This window comes from Paracoccus xiamenensis (assembly GCF_011308835.1).
In the GTDB taxonomy this organism is placed as follows: Bacteria; Pseudomonadota; Alphaproteobacteria; order Rhodobacterales; family Rhodobacteraceae; genus Paracoccus; species Paracoccus xiamenensis.
This window is the reverse complement of record NZ_JAAOHY010000006.1, coordinates 127,768-141,162: the sequence shown is the minus strand read 5'-3', so window position 1 is coordinate 141,162 and position 13,395 is coordinate 127,768. Positions and strand designations below refer to the sequence as shown.

Here is a 13,395-nt window from a genome sequence, read left to right as displayed (position 1 = left end):
GCTGCTATCCCGCCTCTGTCCTGCCGCGTCTGTCGTTGCGCAAATTGGCATAGAGAACATGCGTACGCCACCGCCCGTTGATCTGCAGATAGCTTTGCGCGACGCCTTCATATTTGAAGCCCGAACGTTCCAGTGCCGCACGCGATGCCGCGTTGTCGGGCAGGCAGGCGGCCTCGATCCGGGACAGGTCCATGGTCGTGAAGGCGTGGCGGGTGACGGCACCGATCGCCTCGGCCATATAGCCCTGACGGGCATGGGGGGCGCCGATCCAGTAACCGATCGTCGCCATCTGCGCCGGACCACGGCGGATATTGTCGATGGTGATCGCGCCCAGCAGCGCGCCATCGACGTTGCGTTCCAGGAAGAACGGAATGGCCGTTCCCGCGCGGCTCGCACGCTGCGCCCAGTAGACGCGATTGGTAAAGGCCTTGCGCGACAGGTGGTCTGCCGCCCAGGTCGGTTCCCACGGCACCAGAAATTCACGGCTTTCCTGACGCAAGCTCGTCCAGGCATTGAAATCGGAATGCTGCGGCAGGCGCAGCGCCATCCGTTCGGTTTCCAGCCGGATCGGACGACGCCGCCCGAACATCATGCGGCGAGCCGGTCGATCAGGGTTTCCAGAGAGGGTGCGCGCTCAACCGGGCCATACAGCGCCATGGCCGGACGACGCGCAATCAGGCTGGCGGCGTAATTGCGCAGATCGTCGCGCGTGACCGCATCCAGACGCGCAGCCGTTTCAGCAGGTTCCGGCACCCGGCCCCAGATCGCCAGCGACCGCGCGATCCGTTCGGTCTGGCCGGAACTGCTTTCCAGCCCCATCAGCGTCCCTGCCTTCAGCTGCGCCTTGGCCCGCGCGATTTCCGCATCAGACAACGTCTCGACCGACCGCTTCAATTCGTCCACGGTCAGATTCGCCAATTCCTCGATATCCTCGGCGGCGGTGCCGGCATAGACGGTCATCATGCCGGTGTCGTCGTGAAAACCCGACTGCGCGAAGATGGTATAGCACAAGCCCCGCTCCTCGCGGATCTTCTGGAACAGGCGCGAGGACATGCCGCCGCCCATCGCCGTCGTCCAGATCTGCGCCGCGTGATAATCCGGCGCCAGATAACCCGGACCTTCGAAGGCCAGCGTGAAATGGGCTTGCTCCAGATCCTTCAACCGCCGGGTTTCCGCGCCATGCCAGCGCGCCCCGTCCCGCACGCGGCGGGTGGTGGCGGGCATATGGCCGAAAATCTGTTCGGCCTGGCGGACGATGGCGTCGTGATCCACTGCCCCTGCGGCGGCAAGGATCATCTGGCCCGCGCCGTAATGTTCGGCGACAAAGCCCGACAGATCGGTGCGGCCGAAATGCGAGACCCGCTCGGCCGGGCCAAGAATGGTGCGACCCATCGCCTGGTCAGGATAGGCGACCTCTTGCAGCCAGTCGAAAATGATGTCGTCGGGCGTGTCCAGCGACTGCCCGATTTCCTGCAGGATCACGCCGCGCTCGACCTCGATTTCGCGCTGATCGAAGGCCGGATTCAGCACGATGTCGGAAATCACATCCAGCCCCAGCGCGGTGTCAGCTTCCAGCACGCGGGCGTAATAGGCGGTGGTATCGCGCGAGGTATAGGCGTTGATATAGCCGCCCACATCCTCGATCGCCTCGGCGATCTGCAGGGCGTTGCGGCGCGCGGTGCCCTTGAAGGCCATATGTTCCAGAAAATGCGCGATGCCGTTCTGTTCGGCACGTTCATCCCGGCCACCGGCATTGACCCAGACGCCGATGGTCGCGGAATGCAGCCCCGGCATCAGGCGCGTCACGATGCGCAGCCCGTTCGGCAGGGTGGTGATGTTGGTCTCGCTCAAGCGGTCCTCCGTTCAAGGATGAGGGACTTAAGCGCCTCAACGTCGTTTTCAACCCGCGTCACGCGCTCGGGCAGATCAAACAGCCCCGCCATATGAGGCGGCAATTCGGGGCGGATGCCAACGGCCTTTTCCACCGCATCGGGGAATTTCGCCGGATGGGCAGTGGCCAGCGTCACCATCGGCACACCCGCGCGCAGGTGATCGCGGGCCACGTGGACGCCGACGGCGCTGTGGGGGCACAGGATCTCACCCGTTTCGGCGCGGATGGTCTGGATGGTTTCCAGCGTCTCATCCTCGGACACGCGGCCACTGATGAAATCTTCCTGCAGGGCCTGCAGCGCGCCCTGGCTGATGGTAAAGCCGCCTGCCTTCAATTCGTCCATGATCTGGCGGATCGCGGACGGATCGCTGCCATAGGCCCAGAATAGCGCGCGTTCAAAGTTCGACGACACCTGAATGTCCATCGACGGCGAGATCGAAGGCTCGACCTGCCCCACCCGGTATTCGCCGGTCGTCAGCGCACGGTGCAGAATGTCGTTCTGGTTCGTGGCAATGACCAGCCTGCCGATGGGCAGGCCCATGCGCTTGGCCACAAGGCCCGCCAGAATGTCGCCGAAATTGCCGGTCGGTACGGTAAAGTCGACCACCCGCCCCGGCGCGCCAAGGCTGACGGCGGCGGTGAAGTAATAAACGACCTGCGCAAGCACCCGCGCCCAGTTGATGCTGTTCACCCCGGCCAGCCCGACCTGATCGCGGAAAGCGTGGTCGTTGAACAGATCCTTCAGCCGCGCCTGCGCATCGTCGAAATGCCCGTCAATTGCCAGCGCGTGGACATTGGCATCCTCCGGCGTGGTCATCTGGCGGCGCTGCACCTCGGACACGCGGCCATGTGGGAACAGAATGAAGACATCGACATTATCCAAGCCCCGGAACGCCTCGATCGCGGCGCTTCCGGTATCGCCCGAGGTCGCGCCGACAATGGTGATCCGCTGGCCCGAGCGTTTCAGCGCAATCTGGAACAGCTGACCGATCAGCTGCATAGCGAAATCCTTGAAGGCCAGCGTCGGTCCGTGGAACAGTTCCAGCAGGTGATGGCCGGGGGCCAGCTGGCGCAAAGGCGCGCGGGCGATATGGCCGAAATTCGCGTAGGCGGCTTGAATGGCGCTGTTCAGTTCGGCATCCGAAAAGCTCTCGCCCAGAAACGGCTTGATGACGCGGGCGGCGACCTCCTCATAAGGCAGGCCTTCAAGTGCTGCGATATCGTCCAGCTGCGGAATCGTCTCTGGCAGGTACAGCCCGCCGTCGCGGGCCAGCCCGGTCAGCATGGCCTGTTCGAAGTTCAGAACCGGGGCTTCCCCCCGCGTCGAGATATAGCGCATTGCCTGCCCCTAATAAGTCCGCCGCCTGATACGCCAGATGAGCCATGCTGTCATCCCTGCGCAAGTCGCCGCGAACAGAAACCACTGCACCGCGTAGGAAAGGTGGCTGTTTGGCACCCCTTCGATGCTGACCGGAATGGGCATGACGCCCTGCGTGTCGCCGCCGACCTCTGCCGCGACCACCAGAACCGGCTCGGTCTTCAGCATCTCGGCCATCGCGGGCACGTCGCGGGCGAACCAGATCCCCGCCTCCAGGTCTGGTGCTGGGGTCGAGCTGCTTTTGTCCTGCGGCCAGTGCAGGTTACCCACCACCCGCAGCGCAGCCGGGGGGCGCGGGGTGCGGCGGTAATCCTGCGTGACAAAGCCGCGATCCAGCAGGATGCGCCGCCCGTCATCGGTTTCAAACCCCGAGATGATGTTATAGCCGCCGCCCAGTTCCTTGGTCCCGGACAGCACCAGGATCTCCTCGCCCGTTGTGCGGCCGGTGACGGCGACGGGCATGTATTTCATCGACGGATCAACCTCGGCCGGAATCGGCTGCGGCGGGGCGTCGATCCCGGCCTGGATCTCGGTCAGCATGGTGCTTTTCCATTCCAGCCGGCGCAATTGCCAGAAGCCGAGGCTCAGCAGGATCGCGGTGGTCACGATGCCAAAGATCAGCGGCGGCAGGATCGAGCGTTGGGTGGGCATGGGCTATCCGTTCAATTTGCCCTGCGATACCCCGCCACGGCGTCGGGACCAAGGGGGCACCGCGACGACCGCGCGGAACCGTGCCGGCGCGGCGTCAGCAATCTGGTCCTTACCGGTTGCCCGAAAGCAGAAACGGCGCGAGGGGTCCCTCGCGCCGTTCGAAATTTCAGTCAGTGCCAGAGGGTCAGCGACCCCAGACGTAGATGGCAAAGAACAGGAACAGCCAGACCACGTCGACGAAGTGCCAGTACCAGGCTGCAGCTTCGAAGCCGATATGCTGCTGCTGGGTCATCTGGCCCCGCATCAGGCGCACCAGGCAGACGAACAGGAAGATGGTGCCGATGATGACATGGAGGCCATGGAAGCCGGTCGCCATGTAGAAGACGCCACCGTAAACCGTATCCGACAGGCCAAAGGCGGCGTGGCTGTATTCATAGGCTTGCAGCACGGTGAAGAACAGGCCCAGCACGACGGCAATGGCCAGCCCGTTGATGGTCGTTTTGCGATCGTTTTCATGCACCAGCGCGTGGTGCGCCCAGGTCACGGCAACGCCCGACAGCAGCAGGATCAGGGTGTTGATCAGCGGCAGGTGCCAGGGATCGAAGGTGGTGATGCCTTCGGGCGGCCAGACGCCGTCCTTGATCGGGCTTTCCGGCCCCATCGGGTACAGCGCGTTCTTGAAGAAGGCCCAGAACCAGGCCACGAAGAACATCACTTCCGAGATGATGAACAGGATGAAGCCATATTGCAGGCCAATCCGTACCACCGGGGTGTGGTCGCCGGTCTCGCCTTCGTTGACGACATCGGCCCACCAGCCGAACATGGTGTAAAGCACGCCGACGAACCCGATCAGGAACATCCACGGGCCGGTGATTGCGACGCCGAAGGCCGAGATGCCCTTCATCCATGCGACCCCACCGGTCAGCATCACAAAGGCGAAAAGCGCGCTCAGGAACGGCCAGAGCGAGGGCGGCAGAATGTGGTAGTCGTGGTTCTTAGCATGCGCCATTGGCTGTCCCCGCTATTGCGTCAGTTCATTCTGGATTCGGCACTGACCGGTGCCACATCAACGGCGGCGGTCTCGGACGTGTCGTATTGGTGGAAAGTATAGCTCAGCGTGATGTCGCGGACCTTATAGGCGTCGCGGTCGGTCACGATGTCAGGTTCGACATAGAAGGTCACCGGCATCTCGACCCGCTGGCCCGGCTGAAGCGTCTGTTCGGTAAAGCAGAAGCATTCGATCTTGACGAAGAAGGACCCGGCGATGTCCGGCGCGACGTTATAGGACGCGCGCCCGGTGATCGGCTTGTCGGAATTGTTCACCGCCTCGTAAAAGGCCAGCCCGTCCTGCCCGATCTTCAGGGTCATTTCGGTCTGCATGGGCCGGAAGCCCCAGGGCAGCTTCGGGTCGGTATTGCCGTCGAAGCGGATGGTGATTTCCTCGTCCAGGATCTCGGCGCCGGGATCGAGGTTTTCGGCGACCTGCGTGGTCCCGGCATAGCCCGTGACCCGGCAGAACCAGTTGTAAAACGGCACGGCCGCCCATGCGAGCGCACCCATCACCAGCACCACGCCGACCAGTTGGACCAGCACGCGCTGGTTCTTGTCTTTGGGAAGCAGGCTCATGGCGCAGTCCTCGCGCCCTGCTCGGCACCCGGTGTGCCGGGGGCGGCGACCGGGTTTTCGCTGGGCTGGATCTCAACCCCGGATTCGCGCGGCAGCAGCGCCGGGCGGACCTGATGGTCAAAGCCTTCAAGGGCCGCGCTGCTGCCAGTCTTTACCTTGACGATGGAGAGCCCAAAGATCAGCGCGACAAAGGCCAGAAGCACGACCAGAAGGCCGATATTGCGCGATTTGCGGCGCGTGTGCAGTTCGTGTTCGATCCGCAAGGCCATCATACGCCCACCCAATGTTGGACCAGCAGCGCCGCGAAATGGGCGAACAGGTAGATCAAAGACAGCTTGAAGAAGCTTTTTTCGGCCTTGTGGCCATCGGCATAGGATTGTTCATCCGTGCGCCGCATCACCTGCCAGCCACGCCAGATGAACAGCGCGTTCAGCACCGCCGCCACCGCCAGATAGATCGGCCCGCCAATCGAGGTCAGCCCGAGCCAGATCGCGAAGGGTGCCAGAACCAACGTATAGGCGAAGATATGGCGCCGGGTCGTCGGGCGGCCATGGGTCACGGTCAGCATCGGCACCCCGGCCTTGTGGTAGTCTTCCTTCATGAACAGTGCCAGTGCCCAGAAATGGGGGGGCGTCCAGAAGAAGATCAGCGCGAACATCAGCAGCGATTCGATGCTGACCCCGCCCGTGATGCAGGCCCAGCCGATCATCGGCGGGAAGGCACCGGCGGCGCCCCCGATCACGATATTCTGCGGGGTCGAGCGTTTCAGCCACATCGTGTAGACGACGGCATAGAAGAAGATCGTGAAGGCCAGGAACCCGGCCGCGAACCAGTTCGCCGACAGGCCCAGCATCATCACCGCGATACCAGACAGGGCCAGCCCCACGGCAAGCGCCTCGTTCCCCGAGACCTTGCCCGAGGGGATCGGGCGCGATTTCGTGCGGTTCATCACCGCGTCGATATCGGCGTCATACCACATGTTCAGCGCGCCCGAGGCCCCGCCGCCAATGGCGATGAACAGGACCGAACAGAAGGCGACCAGCGGATGTACATGCACTGGCGCCACGATCAGGCCGACCAAGGCGGTGAACACCACCAGCGACATGACGCGCGGCTTCAGCAGCGCGACATAATCGCTGAATTCGGCCTCGTTCGGCGCCTGATATGTGGTTGCATCGGTCACGGTTGCTTACGCTTACTTCGCGGCCAACTGGATGGGCTGCGCGTTCAGCAGCTCGGCCGCGGCGAATTCAACCTTAGCACCTTCCAGCCATGCGGCATAGACGTCCGGCTGAACCGCCTTCACCACGATGGGCATATAGGCGTGGTTGATCCCGCACAGTTCCGAGCACTGGCCGAAATAGACGCCTTCCTGCGTGGCGGTGAAGGCCAGCTGGGCGATCCGACCCGGCACGGCGTCCTGTTTCACGGCAAAGGCAGGGATGGTCCAGGAATGGATCACGTCGGTGGCGGTGAACTGCATCAGCACTTCCTGACCAACCGGAACCACGACCGGATTGTCGGCAGCCAGCAGGTATTCGTCCTCGGCATAGCCATTGGCCGCCAGATCTTCCTTGGCCAGCATCAGCGAATCGAAGGCCAGACCTTCGTTCGGGTATTCATAAGACCAGTACCACTGGTGCCCGATGGCCTTGATGACCACGGCGGGGTTTTCCGGAATGGCCAGCTGCCGGAACAGGATCGGAAGCGAGAAGACGCCGATGGAAATCAGGATCAGGATCGGCACCAGCGTCCAGGTGATCTCGATGGGCGTGTTATGGCTGAAACGCGCCGGGGTCGGGTTCGCGCGGCGGTTATAGCGGACGATGCACCACAGCAGCAGACCGCAGACGAATACGGTGACCACGGTGATGATGACCAGCACGTAATGGTCCAGCCATTGCTGGTCCACGGCTTCCGGGCTGGATGCCGGCTGGAAGGCGATGCCTTTCGCGTGGGGGGCGCCGATCACCGGCAGATCGCCCAGCACATCCTGCGCGCGATCCTGTGCCCATGCCATGCCCGACGACAGCAAAACCGCCGCACCCATTCCCGCCGCTGCTACGTGCCGCATCATTGCTGGAGCCACCATCCGAGTATCCCTTGCCATTTCAGACAGCACGCCACACATCCATGCGAGACGGACCGCCACCCTTCCGAGTCAAACGTTTTCCGTTTACAACCACAAAACCCCGCCTGCGACAAGTCGGCACATGCCGGCGCGCGGGCGAAGTCCTCTGACTGAGAGATGAGCGGATCACCCATGAGCAGCACCGAATTCAAGCCTTTTGACACCGATTTCGACCAGGACGCAGCGCTCGCCATCCTGCGCGACGCGACGGCCGGCGCCGATGACGGCGAGCTGTTCATCGAACGCGCCCATGCGGAATCGCTGGTCTATGACGACCGCCGGCTGCGGGGCTCCAGCTATACCGCCAGCCAGGGCTTCGGGCTGCGTGCGGTCGCGGGCGAGGTCACGGGCTATGCCCATTCGACCGAGCTGACCCTGCCCACCCTGCGCCGCGCCGCCGAAACCGTGCGCCTCGCCGTCGGCAATGGCGGGCGCACGCTGGCGCTGCCGCCCGAAGGCGCGATCACGCCCTTGTACATGTCCGAGGACCCGGCAGAGGGCATCGACATCGCCACCCGGATCGAGCTTTTGCGCGAAATCGACGCCTATGCGCGCGGTCTCGATCCGCGCGTGGTGCAAGCCAGCGTGTCGCTGTCGACCAGCCTGCAACAGGTGGCGATTCTGCGCCCCGAAGGCGGGCTCGTGACCGATGTCAGGCCGATGGCGCGGCTTAATGTCGCAGTCATCGTCGAGGATAATGCCCGGCGCGAGACCGGCGGCACCGGCGGCGGCGGCCGTATTCCGCTGGCCGGGCTGATGGACCCCGCACATTGGAAGCCGTTGGTCGACGAATCCCTGCGCATCGCGCTGGTGAACCTGCGCGCCCAGCCCGCCCCTGCCGGTGTCATGGATGTGGTGCTGGGCCCCGGCTGGCCGGGCATCCTGCTGCACGAGGCCGTGGGCCACGGGCTTGAAGGCGATTTCAACCGCAAGGGCCATTCCGCCTTTGCCGGGCTGATGGGGCAGCGCGTGGCCGCGCCCGGCGTCACGGTGATCGACGACGGCACAATCCCCGATCGGCGCGGCTCGATCAGTGTCGATGACGAGGGCACCGCCCCCGCCCGCAATGTGCTGATCGAGGACGGTATCCTTGTCGGCTACCTTCAGGACCGCCAGAATGCCCGGCTGATGGGGGTGGAGCCAACCGGCAATGGCCGGCGCGAAAGCTATGCCCATGCGCCGATGCCACGCATGACGAACACCTTCATGCTGGGCGGCGATGCCACGCCCGACGCGATCCTGTCCGAACTGAAGGACGGGATCTATGCGGTCGGCTTCGGCGGCGGACAGGTTGACATCACCAATGGCAAGTTCGTGTTTTCCTGCACCGAGGCCTACCGGGTGAAGAACGGTGTGGTTGGTGATCCGATCCGCGGCGCCACGCTGATCGGCGACGGCGCGACCGCGCTGCAGCAGATCCGCGCCATCGGCAATGACATGGCGCTGGATCCCGGCATGGGGACCTGCGGCAAGCAGGGCCAATGGGTCCCGGTCGGGGTGGGCCTGCCCTCGCTTCTGATCGGCGGGCTGACGGTTGGGGGATCCGCGGCCTAAGCCGCCTTCCTCAGTAATTGACGTAATGGCTCTGGATCACCGGGTTCGGCGGGCCGCTGCGCGGCATCTTGCGCACGACATAATTGATGAACTGCGGCACGTCATAGCGATGCTCGGCCCCGCGCGGCATGCCGGTGGGGTCGGTAATGACCCGCGGTTCGTCCCAGCCCGCGCGCGAGAAGGTCCAGACCCCCAGCACCTCATAGCCGAGACTGGCCCCCCAGTAACGCCAGGGAATATCCGGGCCGACCTGATAGAAGCCATGCCCGAACCAGCCGTCGGTGCCGACATTGGACACGAAGATGCCGCCCTCGGCCAGCATGGCGTCGACGTTGCGAAAGCTCTGGGCGATATCGAAGACGTGTTCGGTGGTGCCGCCGTCGTAGATCAGATCGAACCGCCCCTTCAGGTCATCGCCAACCGGCTCTGACAGGTCATGAATGAACTCTGCCCCCTCGATGTCCGAAAAATCCAGACTTTGCAGCGGCGGCCAGCCGATCGCGGATAGGTAGCGCTCGCAAAATCCGTCCTCTTGGAACAGATCCTCGGCAGTGACGATGACACCCTGCCGCGCCAATGCCTTTATCAGCCGAGGGGTCCATCGTGGGCGCCGAAAATGCATCTTCTGCCGACCAAGCATGATGCCATTGCAGCATCCTGCCAGCAGCGGCGCGATGCGGGCCATATGCATTGCAATGTTGATGCTGATGCCCATCCGGTCGCCCTCATTGATTTTTTGCCAGTTGCGACCGAAATCCCGGTGAAAACAACCCCCTGCTTCCCGGTGACGGGCGCAGGTTTCGAAAAATTCTGCATAGGCGCTAACCCTTTCTTAACCAATGGCCTGCCATAACACCCTCGAATGAGGCGGAGAGGTCGATGAGGTTGTTTTCGTTCAACACCCCCCACACCCCACTCACCGCGAAGGAAGACGATCTGACTTTCCTCCGCCTCATTCGATCGCGCCGGGTGGGGCCTGCGACGTTTCACCGGCTGATCTCGGAACATGGCAGCGCCGCGGCTGCACTGGACGCTTTGCCCGACATCGCCCGGCAATCGGGAATTGACGACTACCAGCCCTGCCCCGAAGGCGTGGCCGCAGCCGAGCTGAAGGCAGGCATGAAGACAGGCGCCCGGCTGATCCGCTGCGATGCGCCCGACTATCCCGCCTTGCTGCGCGAAATCTCTGACGCGCCGCCGGTGATCTGGATCAAGGGCAATATGGCCGCGTTGTCCCGGCCCACGATCGCGGTGATCGGGGCGCGCAACGCCTCGTCACTGGGGCTGCGCATGGCGCGCGGAATGACGGCGGGACTGGCGAAAGCGGGCGTGGTGACGGTGGCCGGGCTGGCGCGCGGGATCGACAGCGCTGTCCACGAAGCCAGCCTGAAAAGCGGCACCATCGCTGTCATGGCGGGCGGCATCGACAGCATCTATCCGGCGGAAAACAAGGTGCTGGCCGCGGCAATCTGCGATCAGGGCTGCCTGATCACCGAACAGCCGCCGGGCACCGAACCCATCGCCCGGCATTTCCCGCTGCGCAACCGCATCATCGCGGGGCTCAGCCACGGCGTCGTCGTGGTCGAGGCGGCGGTGAAATCCGGCAGCCTCATCACCGCGCGCGACTCGCTCGATCAGGGGCGAGAGGTCATGGCCGTGCCGGGGCATCCGGTCGACGGGCGCGCCGGGGGCTGCAATCAGTTGATCCGCGATGGCGCCGTGCTGGTGCGCAGCGCCGAAGACGTGATCGAAGCGCTGCCGATCTTGCGTGATGCCCTTGCCGCCGGCGACCCCGGCAGCGGTGTCCCGCCCGGCACGGCCCCGCGCGGCACCCCGACCAAGGCGTCGCCGAAAAACACCACCCGCGCCGGAAACGCCGCCCCTGCGAATCGCCCGACCGCCTCGCAGCCGCGCCTGCCCCTGCCCCATCGCGGCGAAACCATGGCCCAAATCGAATCCCGCGTGCTGTCGCAGCTTTCACCCAGCCCGACAGAGGAAAACGTCCTGATCCGTGACATCGGCCTGCCCGCAGCGGTCCTGACGCCGGTTATTCTGCGGCTGGAACTGTCGGGCCAACTGACGCGACTGGCGGGTGGCAGGCTGGCGCTTTCCTAGGCTGCCGGACGGAGCAGAGCCCCACATTGCGGCGTCGGTCTTGCGGCGTCCACCCGGCATCAGTCGCGCACCAGCGCCAAGCGACGGCAGTAGAGAAAAGCCGAAACGGACGCACGCCCACCGCGCCGCCCGATGTAACGGGCGCGCGGCGTTTCGGCTAACCAGCCCGTCTGTCTGGCGATGGTCGGTCCTTCGACAGCACACACGAGGGGCCGCTCGGGCCCTTGCGAAGTCACAAAAACCGCAACCGATCCAGCGCGCCTTGCAGGATATAGCCCGCCGCGACCTGGTCGATGACCTCGGCGCGGCGCTTGCGCGATGTGTCGGCCTCCAGCAGCGCGCGTTCGGCGGCGACAGTGGACAGGCGCTCGTCCCAGAACGTGATCGGGATCTCGGTCAGGCGCGAGAGGTTGCGCGCAAAGGCGCGGGTCGACTGGGCGCGCGGGCCTTCGCTGCCGTCCATGTTGCGCGGCAGCCCCAGCACCAGCCCGACCAGCCCGCGCTCGGCCACGATCTTCAGCAGCGCCTGCGCATCGGTTGTGAACTTCTCGCGCCGGATCACGGTGATCGGAGATGCGACCTGGCGCAGCCCGTCGCTGACCGCCACGCCGATGGTCTTGGTCCCCAAGTCCAGCCCGGCAATGGCACCAGCGCGCGGCAGCAGGGCAGCGAAATCGGCGATATCTTCCTGGATCACGGGCCGATCCCCACCGCTTCGGCCGCCTCGTTGAACTCGGCCAGCGAGGCAGGGTCGTCGGCAAAGCGTGTCCGCGCCTCGGCCGCGATCTCGCGGGCGCGATCATGTTCGCCCACCACGGTCAGCGACGAGATCAGCCGACCCCATTCCGCAGCGGTGCCGCCCTCGGTCGCGAGACGCGATTCCAGCCGGTCCACCATGCTGCGGACGAATTCTTGCCGCTCTTCGGGGGTCATGTCGCCGGCCGCCGCCATCTGGTCCGCATCGGGGCCGGGCATGGTCGGCGCGGCGTTGGTATCGGTGGGCTGCGGGGGGATGTATTCGGGGCGCCCCGCCAGCCAGGCGATATCGCCGATGACCTGCCGGATGGCGATGTTCCAGGGCGATTCGGCGGGTGTTTCTTCCAGCAGGGCGACCCAGACCGGGAAGGCGCGATCCGGGCGGCCGTTCTGCGCCTGCAGCAGGCCGGTCATGTAACGGGCCTGCGCATTGCGCGGGTCAAGCTGCAGCGCAACTGCGATTTCCCGTTCGGCTTCGGGGGTGATGACGCCGCCGGCGGCCTCGGTCATCAGGCCGGCCAGAAAGGCGTGATCTTCGGCCGTGGCGTCCGCGCCACGGACCTCGACCAGATGGGCCTGCGCGGTCTTGGCGGCAAGCGCATTGCCCAGCCTTGCTTCGTTCCGGGCCAGCAGCGTCAGGCCCTTGACGTCATCGGGCCGCTGCTGAACTGCGGCGCGCAACTGGTCCATCAGCTGCATGAAATCGGCATCGGGTGCAGGCAGCGCCGGGGCGGGAAGCGCTGCCATCGCCGCCTCGGCCTCGGCCTGGCTGGGACGCGAGGCATAGCGTGCCTCGGCCGAGGCGATCCGGGTCGTCAGCGCCATGTCAGGCTGCCCCGGCGTGCCGATACGCAGATAAAGCGCCCCACCCGCAGCGATCAGCGCCACCAGAACTGCCGTGGCGATCACCCTGTGACGGGCGGTGACGGGACCGGCTGCGGCATCGCGCGCCAGCGCCTTATCCGCCCCCAGAACCTTGCGCCCGATTTCGGTGCGCAGGCGCTCGGCATCGGCCGGGTCGATGATACCGCGCGCCAGATCGCGGTCGATTTCCGCCAACTGGTCCTGATAGACCCGCAGGTCATAGGCGGCCGCGGGTTCAACCGGCCCCGAGCGGGCGCGCCAGAAGGGCCACAGGATGGCAAGGGCGGCGATCAGTGTCAGTGCGGCGGCGAACAGCCAGAACATGTGGGCTCCTTTCGGCTGCGCCCTAGATAGGCGTTTCCGACGCCCGGCAAAACCCCGCCGAGCACGGACATGGCATGACTTTCCGGCAAAATCCTGCGTCAGATT

The 13,395-nt window shown here is 64.9% G+C and carries 15 protein-coding genes; 3 read left to right on the top strand and 12 right to left on the bottom strand.

Annotation, left to right across the window (positions count from 1 at the left end):
- Positions 1–4 precede the first annotated feature (4 nt).
- The 9 genes from G7044_RS13505 to coxB all read right to left on the bottom strand — a co-directional run bounded on the left by G7044_RS13505 (position 5) and on the right by coxB (position 7,620).
- Positions 5–589 (bottom strand): GNAT family N-acetyltransferase, encoded by a 585-nt coding sequence (locus G7044_RS13505; RefSeq protein ID WP_166329898.1) that lies wholly within the window; start codon positions 587–589, stop codon positions 5–7.
- Complete coding sequence (locus G7044_RS13500; protein ID WP_407947409.1) at positions 589–1,851, bottom strand: M16 family metallopeptidase; 1,263 nt, start codon at positions 1,849–1,851, stop codon at positions 589–591. Before G7044_RS13500 ends, G7044_RS13505 begins: the two co-directional genes overlap by 1 nt.
- Entirely contained in the window at positions 1,848–3,230 is a 1,383-nt protein-coding gene (gene thrC / locus G7044_RS13495) for a threonine synthase (protein WP_166329720.1), read from the bottom strand. The genes G7044_RS13500 and thrC overlap by 4 nt, the downstream gene beginning before the upstream one ends.
- A gap of 9 nt (positions 3,231–3,239) precedes the next feature.
- Positions 3,240–3,920, bottom strand: coding sequence for an SURF1 family protein (locus tag G7044_RS13490; RefSeq protein WP_166329718.1), 681 nt, complete (start codon positions 3,918–3,920; stop codon positions 3,240–3,242).
- Positions 3,921–4,104: 184 nt separating this feature from the next.
- The gene (locus G7044_RS13485; RefSeq protein WP_166329716.1) at positions 4,105–4,929 is read right to left on the bottom strand and encodes a cytochrome c oxidase subunit 3; all 825 of its coding nucleotides are present in this window, start codon (positions 4,927–4,929) and stop codon (positions 4,105–4,107) included.
- Positions 4,930–4,949: 20 nt separating this feature from the next.
- Positions 4,950–5,546: a cytochrome c oxidase assembly protein gene (locus G7044_RS13480; RefSeq protein WP_166329714.1), complete on the bottom strand. Its 597-nt coding sequence runs from the start codon at positions 5,544–5,546 to the stop codon at positions 4,950–4,952.
- Positions 5,543–5,818, bottom strand: coding sequence for a hypothetical protein (locus G7044_RS13475; protein WP_235931306.1), 276 nt, complete (start codon positions 5,816–5,818; stop codon positions 5,543–5,545). Before G7044_RS13475 ends, G7044_RS13480 begins: the two co-directional genes overlap by 4 nt.
- Positions 5,815–6,729 (bottom strand): heme o synthase, encoded by a 915-nt coding sequence (gene cyoE / locus G7044_RS13470; RefSeq protein WP_166329712.1) that lies wholly within the window; start codon positions 6,727–6,729, stop codon positions 5,815–5,817. The genes G7044_RS13475 and cyoE overlap by 4 nt, the downstream gene beginning before the upstream one ends.
- 12 nt (positions 6,730–6,741) lie before the next feature.
- Positions 6,742–7,620 (bottom strand): cytochrome c oxidase subunit II, encoded by an 879-nt coding sequence (coxB, locus tag G7044_RS13465; RefSeq protein ID WP_407947411.1) that lies wholly within the window; start codon positions 7,618–7,620, stop codon positions 6,742–6,744.
- Between the two features lie 189 nt (positions 7,621–7,809).
- Here coxB and tldD point away from each other — a divergent pair, with 189 nt between their 5' ends.
- Positions 7,810–9,231, top strand: coding sequence for a metalloprotease TldD (tldD, locus tag G7044_RS13460; RefSeq protein ID WP_166329710.1), 1,422 nt, complete (start codon positions 7,810–7,812; stop codon positions 9,229–9,231).
- Between the two features lie 10 nt (positions 9,232–9,241).
- Here tldD and G7044_RS13455 read toward each other — a convergent pair whose 3' ends face one another.
- Entirely contained in the window at positions 9,242–9,853 is a 612-nt protein-coding gene (locus G7044_RS13455; protein ID WP_166329708.1) for a methyltransferase domain-containing protein, read from the bottom strand.
- Here G7044_RS13455 and G7044_RS13450 point away from each other — a divergent pair.
- Complete coding sequence (locus G7044_RS13450) at positions 9,848–10,084, top strand: hypothetical protein (protein WP_166329706.1); 237 nt, start codon at positions 9,848–9,850, stop codon at positions 10,082–10,084. The two genes, G7044_RS13455 and G7044_RS13450, sit on opposite strands and share 6 nt — an antisense overlap.
- 26 nt (positions 10,085–10,110) lie before the next feature.
- Positions 10,111–11,346, top strand: coding sequence for a DNA-processing protein DprA (gene dprA, locus G7044_RS13445; protein ID WP_166329703.1), 1,236 nt, complete (start codon positions 10,111–10,113; stop codon positions 11,344–11,346).
- 232 nt (positions 11,347–11,578) lie between these two features.
- Here dprA and ruvX read toward each other — a convergent pair whose 3' ends face one another.
- Together ruvX and ccmI are read right to left on the bottom strand one after the other, a co-directional pair.
- Entirely contained in the window at positions 11,579–12,043 is a 465-nt protein-coding gene (gene ruvX, locus G7044_RS13440) for a Holliday junction resolvase RuvX (RefSeq protein WP_166329701.1), read from the bottom strand.
- Entirely contained in the window at positions 12,040–13,290 is a 1,251-nt protein-coding gene (gene ccmI, locus G7044_RS13435; RefSeq protein WP_166329699.1) for a c-type cytochrome biogenesis protein CcmI, read from the bottom strand. The genes ruvX and ccmI overlap by 4 nt, the downstream gene beginning before the upstream one ends.
- Between the last annotated feature and the right edge of the window lie 105 nt (positions 13,291–13,395).